This is a genomic window from Paracoccus sp. SCN 68-21 (genome assembly GCF_001724535.1).
Lineage (GTDB): Bacteria > Pseudomonadota > Alphaproteobacteria > Rhodobacterales > Rhodobacteraceae > Paracoccus > Paracoccus hibiscisoli.
This window is the reverse complement of record NZ_MEES01000021.1, coordinates 1-14234: the sequence shown is the minus strand read 5'-3', so window position 1 is coordinate 14234 and position 14234 is coordinate 1. Positions and strand designations below refer to the sequence as shown.

Annotated in this window: 17 protein-coding genes; 9 read left to right on the top strand and 8 right to left on the bottom strand. The window is 69.3% G+C overall.

Annotated elements, in window-relative coordinates:
- Positions 1 to 49 precede the first annotated feature (49 nt).
- Positions 50 to 1705, bottom strand: coding sequence for an electron transfer flavoprotein-ubiquinone oxidoreductase (locus ABS73_RS08625; protein WP_277024510.1), 1656 nt, complete (start codon positions 1703 to 1705; stop codon positions 50 to 52).
- A 277-nt stretch (positions 1706 to 1982) separates the two neighbouring features.
- On the opposite strand from ABS73_RS08625, the gene greA reads away from it, so the two are divergent.
- Positions 1983 to 2453, top strand: coding sequence for a transcription elongation factor GreA (greA, locus tag ABS73_RS08620; protein WP_277024511.1), 471 nt, complete (start codon positions 1983 to 1985; stop codon positions 2451 to 2453).
- Between the two features lie 4 nt (positions 2454 to 2457).
- Positions 2458 to 3417, top strand: coding sequence for a hypothetical protein (locus ABS73_RS08615; protein WP_277024513.1), 960 nt, complete (start codon positions 2458 to 2460; stop codon positions 3415 to 3417).
- On the opposite strand, the gene ABS73_RS08610 is transcribed toward ABS73_RS08615, so the two are convergent.
- Positions 3414 to 3890, bottom strand: a complete 477-nt coding sequence (locus ABS73_RS08610; RefSeq protein ID WP_277024514.1) for a GNAT family N-acetyltransferase — start codon at positions 3888 to 3890, stop codon at positions 3414 to 3416. The genes ABS73_RS08615 and ABS73_RS08610 overlap by 4 nt on opposite strands.
- 142 nt (positions 3891 to 4032) lie before the next feature.
- On the opposite strand from ABS73_RS08610, the gene ABS73_RS08605 reads away from it, so the two are divergent.
- Together ABS73_RS08605 and ABS73_RS08600 are read left to right on the top strand one after the other, a co-directional pair.
- Positions 4033 to 4758, top strand: coding sequence for an AzlC family ABC transporter permease (locus ABS73_RS08605; protein WP_277024543.1), 726 nt, complete (start codon positions 4033 to 4035; stop codon positions 4756 to 4758).
- Entirely contained in the window at positions 4739 to 5065 is a 327-nt protein-coding gene (locus ABS73_RS08600; protein WP_136855288.1) for an AzlD domain-containing protein, read from the top strand. Before ABS73_RS08605 ends, ABS73_RS08600 begins: the two co-directional genes overlap by 20 nt.
- Here ABS73_RS08600 and ABS73_RS08595 read toward each other — a convergent pair.
- From ABS73_RS08595 to ABS73_RS08580, 4 genes are read right to left on the bottom strand one after another with little or no spacing between them, the layout of a single operon-like run.
- The gene (locus tag ABS73_RS08595) at positions 5053 to 5676 is read right to left on the bottom strand and encodes a hypothetical protein (RefSeq protein WP_136855287.1); all 624 of its coding nucleotides are present in this window, start codon (positions 5674 to 5676) and stop codon (positions 5053 to 5055) included. The genes ABS73_RS08600 and ABS73_RS08595 overlap by 13 nt on opposite strands.
- 17 nt (positions 5677 to 5693) lie before the next feature.
- Entirely contained in the window at positions 5694 to 5846 is a 153-nt protein-coding gene (locus tag ABS73_RS08590; protein WP_277024517.1) for an aa3-type cytochrome c oxidase subunit IV, read from the bottom strand.
- A 53-nt stretch (positions 5847 to 5899) separates the two neighbouring features.
- Positions 5900 to 6919: an MBL fold metallo-hydrolase gene (locus ABS73_RS08585; RefSeq protein WP_277024518.1), complete on the bottom strand. Its 1020-nt coding sequence runs from the start codon at positions 6917 to 6919 to the stop codon at positions 5900 to 5902.
- Positions 6916 to 8613 carry an acyl-CoA dehydrogenase gene (locus ABS73_RS08580; RefSeq protein ID WP_277024520.1) on the bottom strand — a complete coding sequence of 566 codons (1698 nt, stop codon included), beginning with the start codon at positions 8611 to 8613 and terminating at the stop codon, positions 6916 to 6918. Before ABS73_RS08580 ends, ABS73_RS08585 begins: the two co-directional genes overlap by 4 nt.
- 112 nt (positions 8614 to 8725) lie before the next feature.
- Here ABS73_RS08580 and ABS73_RS08575 point away from each other — a divergent pair, with 112 nt between their 5' ends.
- Positions 8726 to 9673, top strand: coding sequence for an L-threonylcarbamoyladenylate synthase (locus ABS73_RS08575; protein ID WP_277024521.1), 948 nt, complete (start codon positions 8726 to 8728; stop codon positions 9671 to 9673).
- 64 nt (positions 9674 to 9737) lie between these two features.
- On the opposite strand, the gene ABS73_RS08570 is transcribed toward ABS73_RS08575, so the two are convergent.
- On the bottom strand, positions 9738 to 11165 hold the full coding sequence (locus tag ABS73_RS08570; RefSeq protein ID WP_277024522.1) for a Glu/Leu/Phe/Val family dehydrogenase: 1428 nt from the start codon (positions 11163 to 11165) through the stop codon (positions 9738 to 9740).
- A gap of 229 nt (positions 11166 to 11394) precedes the next feature.
- Between ABS73_RS08570 and ABS73_RS08565 the strand changes: the two genes are divergently transcribed.
- The 4 genes from ABS73_RS08565 to ABS73_RS08550 all read left to right on the top strand — a co-directional run bounded on the left by ABS73_RS08565 (position 11395) and on the right by ABS73_RS08550 (position 13304).
- Positions 11395 to 12021 carry a TetR/AcrR family transcriptional regulator gene (locus tag ABS73_RS08565; protein ID WP_277024524.1) on the top strand — a complete coding sequence of 209 codons (627 nt, stop codon included), beginning with the start codon at positions 11395 to 11397 and terminating at the stop codon, positions 12019 to 12021.
- 137 nt (positions 12022 to 12158) lie between these two features.
- Complete coding sequence (locus ABS73_RS08560; protein ID WP_277024526.1) at positions 12159 to 12641, top strand: hypothetical protein; 483 nt, start codon at positions 12159 to 12161, stop codon at positions 12639 to 12641.
- Positions 12638 to 12931: an I78 family peptidase inhibitor gene (locus ABS73_RS08555; RefSeq protein WP_286693432.1), complete on the top strand. Its 294-nt coding sequence runs from the start codon at positions 12638 to 12640 to the stop codon at positions 12929 to 12931. Before ABS73_RS08560 ends, ABS73_RS08555 begins: the two co-directional genes overlap by 4 nt.
- A 46-nt stretch (positions 12932 to 12977) precedes the next feature.
- On the top strand, positions 12978 to 13304 hold the full coding sequence (locus ABS73_RS08550; RefSeq protein ID WP_277024529.1) for a DUF2794 domain-containing protein: 327 nt from the start codon (positions 12978 to 12980) through the stop codon (positions 13302 to 13304).
- 10 nt (positions 13305 to 13314) lie between these two features.
- On the opposite strand, the gene ABS73_RS08545 is transcribed toward ABS73_RS08550, so the two are convergent.
- Positions 13315 to 14234, bottom strand: a 920-nt coding sequence (locus ABS73_RS08545) for an ATP-dependent helicase C-terminal domain-containing protein (RefSeq protein ID WP_286693431.1), incomplete at its 5' end; no start/stop codon positions are given.

The window sequence follows — 14234 nt, the reverse complement described above, 5'->3', positions numbered from 1 at the left end:
GCGTAACGGGCCGGGCGGGGGCAAGCAACGCCCCCGCCCCGCGGTTTCATCACATGTTCGGGTAGTTCGGCCCGTCGCCACCCTGCGGTGTGGTCCAGACGATGTTCTGGCTGGGGTCCTTGATATCGCAGGTCTTGCAATGCACGCAGTTCTGGAAATTGATCACGAAACGCGGGCCCTGCGCATCCTCGACCACCTCATAGACGCCCGCGGGGCAATAGCGCTGCGCGGGTTCGGCATAGACCGGCAGGTTGACCGCGATGGGCACCGACGCGTCGCGCAGCCGCAGGTGACAGGGCTGATGCTCCTCGTGGTTGGTAAAGCTGAAGGCCACGTTGGTCAGCCGGTCAAAGGACAGCTTGCCGTCCGGGCGGGGATAGTCGATCGGCTTGTGATCGGCGGCCTTGCCGGTGGCGGCGGCATCCGATTTGCCGTGACTCCAGGTGCCAAGCGGGTTCCAGCCGGTCAGGTTCGCGGTCCACATGTCCACCGCGCCCAGCATCAGGCTGGCCGACAGGCCCATGCGCGACCAGATCGGTTTCACGTTGCGGACCTTCTTCAGGTCCTTGCCGATATCGCCGGACCGAACGGCCTGATCGTAATCGGTCAGCCGGTCGCCCTCGCGGCCCGCCTTGATGGCGGCAGCGGCGGCATCGGCGGCCTCGATCCCCGAGATCATCGCGTTGTGGTTGCCCTTGATGCGCGGCACGTTGACCATGCCCGCCGAACAGCCCAGCAGCACGCCGCCGTCAAAGGACAGCTGCGGCAGCGACTGCCAGCCGCCCTCGCTGATGGCGCGGGCGCCATAGCTGATGCGCTTGCCCCCCTCCAGCAGCTCGGCCACCATCGGATGGTGCTTGAAGCGCTGGAACTCCATATAGGGATACAGGTGCGGGTTCTCATAGTTCAGGTGGACGACGAAACCGACCAGCACCTGGTTGTTCTCGAAGTGATAGATGAAGCTGCCGCCGCCCGCGTTCTTGCCCAGGGGCCAGCCCATCGTGTGAATGACGCGGCCCTGCTTGAACTTCTCCGGGGAAACCTCCCAGATCTCCTTCATGCCCAGGCCGTATTTCTGCGGATCGCCAGTGGCCGACAGGTTCAGCCGCGCGTCGATCTGCTTGGCCAGGCTGCCGCGCACGCCCTCGGCGATGAAGACATATTTGCCGTGCAGCTCCATCCCCGGCTCATAGCCGTCGCCGGGCGTGCCGTCGGGATTGCGGCCGAATTCGCCCGCGACGACACCCTTGACCCGGTCGCCCTCCCAGACCACGGCGCTGGCGGCCATGCCGGGAAAGATCTCGACGCCCAGGGCCTCGGCCTGTTCGGCCAGCCAGCGGCAGACATTGCCCATGCTGACGATGTAGTTGCCGTGGTTCGACATCAGGGGCGGCATCGGCCAGTTCGGCACGCGGACCTGCCCCGCCTCGCCCAGGACATAGAAGTTGTCCTCGGTGACCGGGGTGGTCAGCGGCGCGCCGCGCTCCTTCCAGTCGGGGATCAGCCGGTCCAGCCCGCAGGGGTCCAGCACCGCGCCCGACAGGATGTGGGCACCGACCTCGGACCCCTTTTCCAGCACGACGACGGACAGGTCGGGATCGACCTGCTTCAGCCGGATCGCGGCGGACAGGCCCGCAGGCCCGGCGCCCACGATCACGACGTCGTATTCCATCGATTCGCGGCTGATGTCCGTCTGATCGGTCATGTGCTGGGGCCCCCTCCGTGGCAATCTGGCGTTGTCCACAGATAACCAGACCGGGCGACGGGGGCAATCGTGACGCGGCGGTGGATTGCGCGCGACAGGCGTCGGCGCCGGATGCAGGCTTGCATTGGGCGGCATTTTGGGCACCATGTCCCCCGATCAGCTTCGCGCCCCTGCNACCATGTCCCCCGATCAGCTTCGCGCCCCTGCCATATCGCTATGGCAGGGGCGTTGGCTTGGCACACGCAGGACGAACGCATCCCGGAAGGACAGGGCAGCGATGGAAAAGATACCGATGACCCCGACAGGCGTCCAGAACCTGGAGCGAGAGCTGGGCGTTCTGAAATCCAAGGAACGGCCCGCCATCATCCGCGCCATCGCCGAGGCGCGCGAACATGGCGATCTGTCGGAAAACGCCGAATACCACGCCGCCCGCGAAAAGCAGGGCTTTGTCGAGGGCCGCATCAAGGAGCTGGAGGCCCTGCTGTCGCGGGCCGAGGTCATCGACCCCTCCAAGCTGTCGGGCAGCATCAAGTTCGGCGCCCGCGTCAAGCTGATCGACGAGAATACCGAGGAAGAGCGCAACTATCAGATCGTCGGAGAGGCCGAGGCCGATATTGAACGCGGCCTGCTGAACATCCGCTCTCCTCTGGCGCGCGCGCTGATCGGCAAGGATGAGGGCGACAGCGTCGAGGTCACCACCCCCGGTGGCCAGCGCAGCTACGAGATCGTCGAGATCCGTTACGGATGACCCCATGTCCCTGATCGCACGCATCGCCAGCCTTTCGAACCGCGACCGCATCACCACGGTCGGCATGACCCTGACCGGCATCTGGCTGTTCCTGATGGCGCTGTTCTGGCTGCTGGGGCCCGCGGCGCCATCCGACAGCCCGGGCGGCGTCGCGCGCCTGGTCCTGACCATGGGGATGGTGCTGCCCGTGGCGCTGATCTGGCTGGGCGTGTCGCTGGCCCGCCAGCTGGCCGAGCTGCGCGCCGAGGCGCAGGACCTGCGCGCCCGCCTGGCCCAAATGCGCGGCGACACGTCCCTGGACGAGGACCTGCCCCTCTCCGAGCTGCCCCCGCAGGACCCGGCCATGCCCGATGACGCCCGGGCCGAGCCTGCGCAATCCAGGGCAGAACCCGCATCGCGCGGCGATGCGCCCCGCCCCCGCGCGCCTCTGCCCAAGGCCCGCCCCACCGCCGATCAGCGTCAGGCCGCCCTGCGCCTGGATCCGCAGGGCGAATCGGTCGATCCGGTGACCCTGATCCGGGCGCTGAACTTTCCCGACGGGCCGGACGATCACGACGCCATCGACGCGCTGCGCCACGCGCTGCAGGACCCGGCCCATTCCCGCGTCCTGCGGGCCGCGCAGGATGTCGTCACGCTGATGGCCGGGCGTGACGTCTATATGGACGACCTGCCGCCGGAATCCGCGCGCCCCGATGTCTGGCGCCGCTTTGCCGCGGGCGAACGCGGCAGCGCGGTGGCGGCACTTGGCGGCATCCACAACCCCGACGCGCTGGAGATCGCCGCCGCCATGCTGGCCGAGGACGAGATATTCCGCGACACGGCGCATCATTTCCTGCGCCATTTCGACGGGTTGCTGGCCGGGCTGGTCCCCGCGCTGGACGACATGCAGATCGCGGTGCTGGCCGACAGCCGGTCGGCGCGGGCCTTCATGCTGTTGGGGCGGGTATCGGGGGTCTTCGGCTAGGCCGCAAGGCGCAGTACATGGACCTGCCCCCACCAGGGCAGGCCATAGCGCCCGACCGCCTGCGCCTCGAACCCGATATCGGCATAGAACGCCAACGCGCCCCGGTTGCGGGCGCGCACCTCGGCCCGCAGGCCCGGCCGCGCCGTACCCTGCGCCAGATGGCGGGCATGGTCCACCAGAGCGCGCCCGACACCCTGTCGCGGCAGGCACACCGCCAGCCCGTCGATCACCAGATCCCCCGTCGCGGGGGCAGCGCGAAACAGCCAGCCGGGCCAGCCCGCGCCCCCGTCGGCAAACCCGCCCGCCGCATCGCGCAGCCCCATCACGCCCAGCACCACCCCCGCCGCATCCACGGCCACCAGCCCATGCCCCGCATGGACCCGCTGCGGCCAGCCACGGCGCCCGAAATGCGCCCGCCACAGCGCCGCCGCGGCAGGCAGCAGGGGCGCGGGAATGGGGTGCAGGATCTGCATCGGCTGGCCTTGTCTTGCCTTGCGCGTCGTGCAAGCAAGGTGGCGCGAAACGCAGCCAGACGAAAGCGCCATGTCCCCCGCCCCCGAACCCCGCCCCCGGAACCGGCAGGCCGCCGCCGACGAGGCCTCGGCCCGCGCGCTGATGCGCAGCCCGGCCGCCGCCTTTCGGCACGGCATCGTGCAATCGCTGCCGTTTCTGGTGGTCATCATCCCCTTTGCGGTCCTGTTCGGCGTCGTCGCGACCGAGGCCGGGCTGAACCTGGCCGAGGTGATGGGCTTTTCCGTGCTGGTGCTGGCGGGGGCGTCGCAATTCACCGCCGTGCAGCTGTTGTCGGACAACGCCCCCGCGATCATCGTGATCCTGTCGGGGCTGGCCGTGAACCTGCGCATGGCGATGTATTCGGCGTCGCTGCTGCCTTGGCTGCGCGGCGCGTCGGGGCGGCACAAGGCCTGGGTCGCCTATGCCCTGATCGACCAAAGCTATGCGCTGTCGATCCAGCATTACGAGCGCCACCCGCGGCTGAGCGTCCCGCAGCGGCTGGCCTATTTCGGCGGCACGGCGGTCGCGCTTTGCGTGCCCTGGATGATCGCCACCTGGGTCGGCGCGACCGTGGGCCAGGCCATCCCCGATGAGATCGCGCTGGATTTCGCCATGCCGATCACCTTTCTGGCGATGATCGCGCCGATGCTGCGCACGCCCGCGCATCTGGCGGCCTGTTTCGTGGCGATCGTGCTGGCGCTGGTGCTGGCGGGGCTGCCCTCGGGGCTGGGCCTGCTGATCGCGGCGCCGGCGGGCATGGCCACGGGCGCGCTGGTCGAGTGGCGGACCGAACGCAAGGAGGCGCGCGATGCAGGCATCCCCGGCTGAGATCTGGACCGTCATCCTGGTGCTGGGAGTCGGCACCTATCTGATCCGCTGGTCCTTTCTGGGCGCCCTGGGCGACCGGGACCTGCCGGGCTGGGTGATGCGGATGCTGCGATACACGCCAGTGGCGGTGCTGCCCGCGCTGGTCGCGCCGCTGGTCGTGTGGCCCGCGGCGACGGGCGGGGCGGCGGACCCCGCGCGCATGGCCGCCGCGGCGGCCACGGTGGCGGTGGGGGTCCTGACCCGCAACGTGATGCTGGCCATCCTGGCCGGGGGCATCACGCTGGCGGGTCTGCTTTACCTGTTATAGCCGACGATCCGGCCATCCTTCTGGCGCAGCAGCACGTCGTGGTTGTTGGCCGGGTCGCCATCCTGATGCCGCTTGGAGATCACCCCCGGCTGGCGCAGGAACCATTCGCGCAGCTTCAGCGGAGAGAACCCCTGCGGCACCGTCTCGAACCCTGGCACGCCCGACAGGACCCGCGCCGATTCCCGCGCGCAAAAGCTCTTGGCACCGGGGCCGTTCTGCTCTGCCCGACGGATGGCGAAATCAGCGACGTCCAGCGGCACGCGGATCGTATCCTCGGCCACCCAATAGGTCTCGCGCGCGTGGTAATCGATGTAGAAGTTCTTGAAGTTGTCGGTGATGCCATACAGCACGTCCCCGCGTTCGGGGATATTGGGGTGCTGCCAGCTGCCCGCCGGGTCATAGATCACCCGCTGGCTGCCATTGATCATCAGCGCCGAATGGCCGCCCTCGCCCCGGGGAATCCCGATGACGGTGAACAGCGTGATCGACGGCGGCTCGGGCGAGACATAGCGCGCCGCGCGGACGCGCTCATCGCTGGCCCAGATGTTCTCCGCCCCGCAGGCGGCCAGGGCGACGGGCAGGGCCGCCGCCAGAAAGACGCGTCTTTTCATGCCGGGTGCCGGTCCGGTCAGCCGTTGACCAGGGCCAGGAACACCAGCACGCCCAGGGACAGGCCGGTGATCCAGACCGAGGCGCGGATGAAACCCGAAAAGGTCTTCTTGTGGTCGGACAGATCCATGCTGCCCTGCGTCGCTTCGGGTTTGTTGTCGTAATCGGCCATGCCTGCCCCCAGTGATTGCGTTTGTCCTGCGTTACCCCATGATGGCGGACCTGTCACGCCCCCCACAGCACCGCACCGTCGGTTTCGCCCGCAGGTCGGATCACGCCCGCGCGATGCAGATGGTTCAGATGCGCCACCGCCTCGACCAGGGCCAGGCCGAACTCTCCCTCGCCGATGCGGCGGCGGAACAGGATGTCGAAACAGCCGACCGCCGTGCGCGGGGCCTGGGCCAGCGCCTGCGCCAACCGCTCCAGCGCGGTGTGGTGGTTCGCGATCAGCTGGTCCAGCCGAAAGGGCAGCCCTGTAAAGGGCAACTTGTGCCCCGGCAGGACCAGCTGGTCGGGCCGCGCCAGTGCGCGCAGCCGGGTGCAGCTGTCGATCCATTCGCCCACCGGATCGGCCAGCGGCTCGGTCGGATAGACGCCCAGATTGGGCGATATCGCGGGCAGCAGCTGGTCGCCGCCGATCACCAGATCGTCGTCCTGCGACCAGAACGTCGCGTGACAGGGCGCATGCCCATGCCCCATCGCGACCCGCCAGCGCCTGCGACCAAAGCTGACCATGTCGCCCTCGGCCAGCCGGGTGAACCCCAGGGGCAGCGGATGCACCACATCGGCAAAGTTGAAGGGCCGCTCAGTTGCCCGCCGCTCCAGCAAATCGCCGGGCATGCCCGCGCGCCGCCAAAAGGCCAGCGCCTGCGGGCTGGCGCGGTCCTGCACGTCCAGGACCAGCATCCGCGCCATCAGCCAGGCGGTCCGCGACATCCACAGATCGGCGCCGCGCTCCATGAACCAGCCCGCCAGCCCGATATGGTCGGGATGGTGATGCGTGCCGATCACCCGCACGACCGGCCGCCCGGCCAGCGGACCGTCCAGCAGCCCCTGCCAGATCTGGCGGGCGCGGGCCGTGTCAAAGCCGGTATCGACGATGGTCCAGCCGTCGTCATCCTCCAGCGCATAGACGTTGACGTGGTCCAGCTTCATCGGCAGCGGCAGGCGCATCCACAGCACGCCGGGCGCGACGGTGACGGCCTGCCCTTCGGCGGGCGGGGTGTCGTGCGGCGTGCGGATCACGCCGCGAAGTCGCCCGCCAGCGCCGCGTCGCTGATGCCGGTCAGATCGTCCAGCCCGGCCAGCGCCTCGGCCAGATCGCCCGCGTGATGGGGCAGGACGCGCGCCATGAAGACCGCCGCCAGCGCCCGGTGACCATCGCCCCCGGCCATCGCCGCGCGCAGGTGGTAATGCCCGCCCAGCACCCGCGCGAATGCGGTCAGATAGGGCACCGCCCCCGCGAACCGTTCGGGCATGGCGCGGTCCAGCAGGCCTTGCGTCGCCTCGCGCAGCGTCTCGGCCGCCTGCCACAGCTGATGGGCCAGCGCCGGATGGGCGCCCTGCGCGGCCTTGGCGCCGTCCAGAACCTCGTCCAGCAGGCGCATCGCGGCCTCGCCGCCATCGGACAGCTTGCGGCCGACCAGGTCCATCGCCTGGATGCCGTTCGTGCCCTCATAGATCGAGGTGATGCGCACGTCGCGCAGGTATTGTGCGGCACCCGTCTCCTCGACATAGCCCATGCCGCCATGCACCTGCACGCCCATATCGGCGACGCGGATGCCGACATCGGTGCCATAGGCCTTGGCGATTGGCGTCAGGAAGGCCGCGCGGGCCGCCTGATCGGCGTCGCCGGTGGCGCGGTCCATGTCGATGGCGGTGGCGCAGGCCAGGCCGATGGCGCGGGCGGCAAAGACCTCGGCCCGCGCGGTGGCCAGCATGCGGCGCACATCGGGGTGCTGGATGATCGGTCCCATCTGGTTGCGGTCCACCGCATAGGCCACGGCCTTCTGCAGCGCCGCCTCGGCCACGCCGACGCCCTGCATGCCGACGCCAAGGCGGGCGCAGTTCATCATGGTGAACATGGCGGCCATACCCTTGTTCTCCTCGCCGACCAGCCAGCCGGTGGCGCCCTCATAGGACATCACGCAGGTCGGGCTGCCATGGATGCCCAGCTTGTGCTCTAGGCTAACCACCTTGAGGCTGTTGGCCACGCCCGGATCGCCGGCCTCATCGGGGATGAACTTGGGCACCATGAACAGGCTGATGCCGCGCGTGCCCTTGGGCGCACCGGGCAGACGCGCCAGCACCAGATGGCACACGTTCGCGGTCACGTCGCTGTCGCCCCAGGTGATGTAGATCTTCTGGCCCGACACGCGATAGGTGCCGTCGCCCGCATCCTCGGCCCGGGTGGTCAGCGCGCCCACGTCACTGCCCGCGCCGGGCTCCGTCAGGTTCATCGTGCCCGACCATTCGCCGCTGATCAGCTTGGGCAGATAGCGCGCCTTGAGATCGTCGCTGGCGTGATGCTCAAGCGCCTCGATCTGGCCCTGGGTCAGCATCGGGTTCAGCTGCAGCGCCAGGTTCGCGCCCGACATCATCTCGGCCACGGCCATGTTCAGCGCCTGCGGCAGGCCCATTCCGCCGTATTCCGGATCGGCCGACACCCCGACCCAGCCCCCCTCCGCGATGGCCCGGAACGCCTCGGCAAAGCCTGGCGAGGACCGCACCACCCCGTTCTCCAGCCGCGCGGGCGTCTGGTCGCCCCCCCAGTTCAGCGGCGCCATCACGTTCTGGGCCAGCTTGCCGGCCTCGGACAGGATGGCGGTCGCGGTTTCGGGTGTGGCCTCGGCAAAGCGGTCGGTGCGGGCCAGCTCGCCAAAGGGCACGACATGGGACAGGATGAAGTCGATCTGGGCTGTGGGGGCCTTGTAGCTCATGGGCGTCTCCTCCTCGCGCCTTGGCATCGGGGCCGGGCGCGTCTATCTACGGGCGTCAGGCGGCATCTTGGGCCGCGATCCCCTCAGGCTCAACAGAAACCCCGCGTCACGAATGCAGACCCTGCGACTGTCCCCCAATGCCGCCGGACTGGCCCGCGCCGCAGACCTGCTGGCGCAGGGCGAAAGCGTCGCCATTCCGACCGAAACGGTCTACGGCCTGGCCGCCGATGCCCGCGACGGGGCGGCGGTGGCGCGCATCTATCAGGCCAAGGGCCGGCCCAGCTTCAACCCGCTGATCGTGCATGTCGCGGATCTGGCGGCGGCCCAACGGCTGGCGCATCTGCCGCCGCAGGCGCTGGCGCTGGCGCGCGCCTTCTGGCCCGGCGCGCTGACGCTGGTCGTGCCCCTGCGCGCCGATGCGGGCATCGCGGGGCTGGTGACGGCGGGGCTGGACACGATCGGCATCCGCGTGCCGGCCCATCCGGTGGCGCAATCGCTGCTGCGCCTGTCGGGGCTGCCGCTGGCCGCGCCCTCGGCCAATAGCTCGGGGCGGATCAGCCCGACCAACGCCGATCACGTGCTGGACCCTGACGGCGGGCTGGACGGACGCATCGCCGCGGTGCTGGACGGCGGCCCCTGCCCGGTCGGCGTCGAATCGACGATCATCGGCTGGCCCGAGGGCCGCGCCACCATGCTGCGCCCTGGCGGCATCCCGGCCGAGGCGATCACCGCCGCCCTCGGCGAACCCCTGGCCACGCATCAGGCCGACCCCGCCGCTCCGAACGCGCCAGGCCAACTGTCCAGCCACTACGCCCCCCGCGCCGCCCTGCGCCTGAACGCTACCCCGGAACCCGGCGAAACGCACATCACCTTCGGCAGCCCCGGCCCGTTCAGCCTGTCCGACAGCGGCGACCTGACCCAGGCCGCAGCCCGCCTCTTCGATCTGCTCAGACGCGCCGATGTCTTGGGCCGCCCGATCTCGGTCGCGCCGATCCCCGATCACGGCCTGGGCCAGGCGATCAACGACCGCCTGCGCCGCGCCGCCGCCCCCCGCCCCTGAAACTTCTTCTTCAGAAAAATATCCCGGGGGGAGGCCGCAGGCCGGGGGGCAGCGCCCCCCTTATCTACAGCCCCAACGAATTATAGACGTTGGAAATCCGCCGGATCGCCACGACATAGGCGGCCGTCCGCATGTCGCGCACCTTGGGATTGGCGGTCCAGACCTCCTTCATCTTCTGGAACGAGGTCCGCATCGTGTCGTCCAGACCCGACCGCACCAGCTCCAGCTCGTCCGCGCCGGTCAGGAAGCTCTCCTTGAAGCCCTTGGACAGGGTCCAGTTCAGGCCGGTATCGGCCGACAGCCGCTCCAGCTCCTCGACGATCATGCGCGCACGGGCCTCCTCGTGGCGACGCTCCAGCCGGCCCAGGCTGATCTGGGACAGGTTCTTGACCCATTCGAAATAGGACACGGTCACGCCACCCGCGTTGGCATACATGTCGGGGATGACGACGATGCCCTTCTCGCGCAGGATCTCGTCGCCGTCGGCGGTGACGGGACCGTTGGCGGCCTCGATGATCAGCTTGCAGCGGATGCGGGGGGCGTTCTCGGCATCGATCACGCTCTCGACCGCGGCCGGGATCAGGATGTCGCACTCATCCTCCAGCGCGCGCAACCCGTCCTCGGAAAAATCGCCGCCCGCAAAGCCCTTGACCCCGCCCGTCGCGCGGATATGGCCGCGCAGCGCGTCGATGTTGATGCCCTGCGGATTGCGGATCACCCCGTCGCGCTCGATCACGCAGGTGACCAGGCACTGATCCTCGGCCGACAGGAACTGGGCCGCGTGATAGCCCACATTGCCCAAGCCCTGCACCACGACCCGCTTGCCCGCCAGAGTACCCGTCAGACCCGCCTTGGTCATCACGTCGTCATGGCGAAAGAATTCGCGCAGCGCATATTGCACGCCCCGCCCCGTCGCCTCGACCCGCCCGTCGATGCCGCCCGCGGTGCGCGGCTTGCCGGTGACGCAAGCCTTGGCGTTGATGTCATCGGGGTGCAGCCGCTTATAGGCATCGGCCATCCACGCCATCTCGCGCTCCCCGGTGCCCATGTCGGGCGCGGGCACGTTCTGCGACGGAGAGATCAGGTTCCTGCGCGACAGCTCATAGGTAAAGCGGCGGGTGATCCGCTCCAGCTCGTCCTCGTTCCAGGCGCGGGGGTCGATGCACAGGCCCCCCTTCGATCCGCCGAACGGCACCTCGACCAGCGCGCATTTGTAGGTCATCAGGGCGGCCAGCGCCTCGACCTCGTCCTGGTTCACGTCCAGCGAATAGCGGATGCCGCCCTTGACCGGCTCCATATGTTCGGAATGGACGGACCGGTATCCGGTGAACGTGTGGATCGACCCGCGCAGCCGCACCCCGAAGCGCACCGTATAGGTCGAGTTGCAGACGCGGATCTTCTCCTCCAACCCGGGCGCAAGGCTCATCAGGCCCGCGGCATGGGTGAACATGCGATCCACCGAATCCCGGAACGAGGTCGTATTGACGGACATTGGCTGCTTCCTCCTGATCACGGCGCAAGGTCGATTGAGGGCACGCTAGGCCAATCAGCGGCGCCCCGCCACAGGCGATCGGACGGAAAAGTGACCGACATACGATGGTCGGGCTGTGCGATTGCTTGCCTCTGCCTCATACTGTCGCCTACCTTACACACGATTAGTTACGCTACGATTGAACCGTTCGGATAGCGCGCGGGTTCGGACGGAAACGAGGATGGTAACGATGAACATGTCAATGCACCCAAACCCCGCCGTGATCACGCGGGGACGCAAGTTCGACCAGGTGCGTGACGGCGCGGCTGCGATCTTTCTGCGCGATGGCTATGCGGGGGCCAGCGTGGATGACATCGCCCGGGCCGCGCGCGTCTCCAAGGCGACCCTTTACAGCTATTTTCCCGAAAAGTCGCTGATGTTCCGCGAGGTGCTGCGGGCCACCTCGGACAACGCGTTCCGCCAGGCGCCCTTTGACACGGACCGCACCGGCCCCGTGGCCGAGGCCCTGCCCGCGATCCTGACCCAACTGGCGCAATGGGCGCTGTCCGCGCCCCGGCTGGAACTGCTGCGCAGCGTCACCGCCGAGGCCACGCGCTTTCCGCAAGAGGCCGCCAGCTTTGACGCGATGATGACCGACCGCGTGGTTGCCCCCCTGGCCCGCGTGATCGCCGGCTGGATCGAGACCGGCCAGCTCGCCGCCCATGACCATGGGCAATCGGCACGCCAGCTGGTGACCCTGGTCACGACCCAGGTCCAGCAGCCCGCCCTGCTGACCGGCAAGGCACCCCCTGCAGACCGCATCGCCGCCGAAGCGGCCCAGCTGTTCCTGTCCGCCCATGCCGAAGGCCGCCGCTGATTCCCCCGTGGCAGGGGCCGCTGTGGCATTCCTGCGATGATCGAAACGTGATTGAAATGCCGGGTTCTCAAGGGCCCGGCGCGGGCCTATGGTGACTGCGACAAGGTCCGGGACAGGACCGGCAGGGGTGACAGGCGATGATCCGCACGGGATGGATGTTTCGGGCCGCGACGGCCGCAGGACTGGTGATGCTGGCGCAGGGATGCGCCTCATCGGCCAGCCGGATGCCGCCGGGCGGCGGATATTACGCGGCCCCGGCCTATGCCCCCGTGCCACAGGTCGCCCCCGCGCCCCAGATGGCGTCCGTGGCCTATCCCGCAGCCGCGCCGATTGCCTATCCCTCCCCCGTGCCCGTTCCGGCGGCCATGCCCGTGGGCATGGACATGCCCGCCCCCGCCACCGGCATCAGCGGGCTGACCGAACGCCAGCCCGACCTGTGCAAGGCCAGCACCTATGCCTCCAGCGTGGGACAGCCGGGCAGCAGCATCCCGACGCTCGGCCTCAGCCGGACCTATCGCGTGGTCGAGTATCGCGGGATCGAACCCCAGGACTATGACCCCAACCGGATCGTCTTCCGCCTGGATGCGGCAGGCACCATCACCAAGATCGATTGCGGATGACCCCGATGCACAAGACCACGCTTGCCCTGATCCTTGCCGTCACCGCCCTGGCCGCCTGCGAGCCCGTCGCGGTCGAACCCGTGACCCCGCCCGTGGCCGCCGACGAATGCGGCGCGGCGGGATACCAGGGCCTGATCGGCCAGCCGCGCACCGCGCTGTCGACGATGAACTTTCCCCTGGGCACCCGCGTCATCGGCCCCGAGGACATGGTCACCGCCGATTTCCGCCCCGACCGGCTGAACATCGAATACGGCCCCAACGGCCGCATCACCAAGGTCAGCTGCTTCTGATCCGTTTCGCGTTGCGCAGGCCGCGGCGGGGTGTCACCATTCTGACATGATGCACGCCCCTCCGCCCGATGCCGACCGCGTGGTGTTCGACCGCAAGGAACTGGACCTGATCCTGTCGACCTATGGCCGCTTCGTGGCCGCGGGGGAATGGCGCGATTACGGGATGTCCTTCCTGCGCGACGCGGCGGTGTTCAGCGTGTTTCGCCGCGCCGCCGAAAACCCCCTCTACCGGATCGAGAAACGCCCCCGGCTGCGCGCGGCCCAGGGCGCCTATGCCGTGATCGCGATGGACGGGCGCGTCCTCAAGCGCGGCCATGATCTGGCGCAGGTGCTGCGCGTGCTGGACGCCAAGCTGATCCGCCCGGTGGACTAGATCCCGTCGCCTAGGTCCCGCGCGGCTTGGCCCGCACGGTCGGATCGGCGGCGGTCGGGTCCTCGGGCCAAGGGTGGCGCGGATAGCGGCCGCGCATGTCCTTCCTGACATCGGCATAGGAACTGGCCCAGAACCCCGGCAGGTCCATCGTCACCTGCACCGGCTTGCCCCCCGGCGACAGCAGCGTGATCCGCAGGGGCCGCCCGCCCACGGCCGGGTGACGGGTGACGCCGAACAGCTCTTGCAGGCGCAGCTCGATCGACGGGTCCTCGCCCCCGTAATCGATCGGCACCCGGCGTCCCAGGGGCGTCGTGAACTGCCCCGGCGCCTCGCGGTCCAGACGCTGCTGGCCGTCCCACCCGATGCGGGCCTTCAACGGCTCGACCAGATCCAGCCCGCGCAGGTCGGACAAGCTGCGCACCCGGCCCAGCCAAGGCAGCAGCCAGGCCCCATCCACCAGCAGATCCGCATCCGAGACCGGCCCCAGCCCGGGCACCAGCGCGATCCGCGCCCGCAGGCGCGCGGCGGCAGGGGTCCAGGACAGCCCGTCCAGGCGCAACCCCTCCAGCGCGGCGGCGGCCATCGCCTGGGGCGGGGCGTCGGGCCAGGGCCGGTCCGACAGCACCAGCGCGCCAAGCCGCTCCTGCAGGCGCGCCACGATCCGGCCTTCGCGGCGCGACCATGCGCAGACCGCCTGCTGGCCGATCCGCGCGCCATGCAGCGCCCGCAGATCGCCCTCGTCCAGCCGCGCGGCCAGCCTGATGCGGGCCTCGCGCTGATCGCCATCCAGGTCCAGCGCCACGATCAGCCTCTGCGCGGCCAGCCCGTCATCGGCCGGCAGCACGGCCCCCTTGCCGCCCGACAGCACGAACCGCGCATCAACGCCCTTACGGCGCAGCCCGATCCGGTCGTGGGACTCGAGGGCGTACG

Excerpts from the sequence above, each read along its gene's own strand:
- ABS73_RS08625 (WP_277024510.1), bottom strand. The coding sequence starts at position 1,705 with ATGACCGATCAGACGGACATCAGCCGCGAATCGATGGAATACGACGTC.
- greA (WP_277024511.1), top strand. The coding sequence starts at position 1,983 with ATGGAAAAGATACCGATGACCCCGACAGGCGTCCAGAACCTGGAGCGA.
- ABS73_RS08615 (WP_277024513.1), top strand. The coding sequence starts at position 2,458 with ATGTCCCTGATCGCACGCATCGCCAGCCTTTCGAACCGCGACCGCATC.
- ABS73_RS08610 (WP_277024514.1), bottom strand. The coding sequence starts at position 3,890 with ATGCAGATCCTGCACCCCATTCCCGCGCCCCTGCTGCCTGCCGCGGCG.
- ABS73_RS08605 (WP_277024543.1), top strand. The coding sequence starts at position 4,033 with ATGCGCAGCCCGGCCGCCGCCTTTCGGCACGGCATCGTGCAATCGCTG.
- ABS73_RS08600 (WP_136855288.1), top strand. The coding sequence starts at position 4,739 with ATGCAGGCATCCCCGGCTGAGATCTGGACCGTCATCCTGGTGCTGGGA.
- ABS73_RS08595 (WP_136855287.1), bottom strand. The coding sequence starts at position 5,676 with ATGAAAAGACGCGTCTTTCTGGCGGCGGCCCTGCCCGTCGCCCTGGCC.
- ABS73_RS08590 (WP_277024517.1), bottom strand. The coding sequence starts at position 5,846 with ATGGCCGATTACGACAACAAACCCGAAGCGACGCAGGGCAGCATGGAT.
- ABS73_RS08580 (WP_277024520.1), bottom strand. The coding sequence starts at position 8,613 with ATGAGCTACAAGGCCCCCACAGCCCAGATCGACTTCATCCTGTCCCAT.
- ABS73_RS08575 (WP_277024521.1), top strand. The coding sequence starts at position 8,726 with ATGCAGACCCTGCGACTGTCCCCCAATGCCGCCGGACTGGCCCGCGCC.
- ABS73_RS08570 (WP_277024522.1), bottom strand. The coding sequence starts at position 11,165 with ATGTCCGTCAATACGACCTCGTTCCGGGATTCGGTGGATCGCATGTTC.
- ABS73_RS08565 (WP_277024524.1), top strand. The coding sequence starts at position 11,395 with ATGAACATGTCAATGCACCCAAACCCCGCCGTGATCACGCGGGGACGC.
- ABS73_RS08560 (WP_277024526.1), top strand. The coding sequence starts at position 12,159 with ATGATCCGCACGGGATGGATGTTTCGGGCCGCGACGGCCGCAGGACTG.
- ABS73_RS08555 (WP_286693432.1), top strand. The coding sequence starts at position 12,638 with ATGACCCCGATGCACAAGACCACGCTTGCCCTGATCCTTGCCGTCACC.
- ABS73_RS08550 (WP_277024529.1), top strand. The coding sequence starts at position 12,978 with ATGATGCACGCCCCTCCGCCCGATGCCGACCGCGTGGTGTTCGACCGC.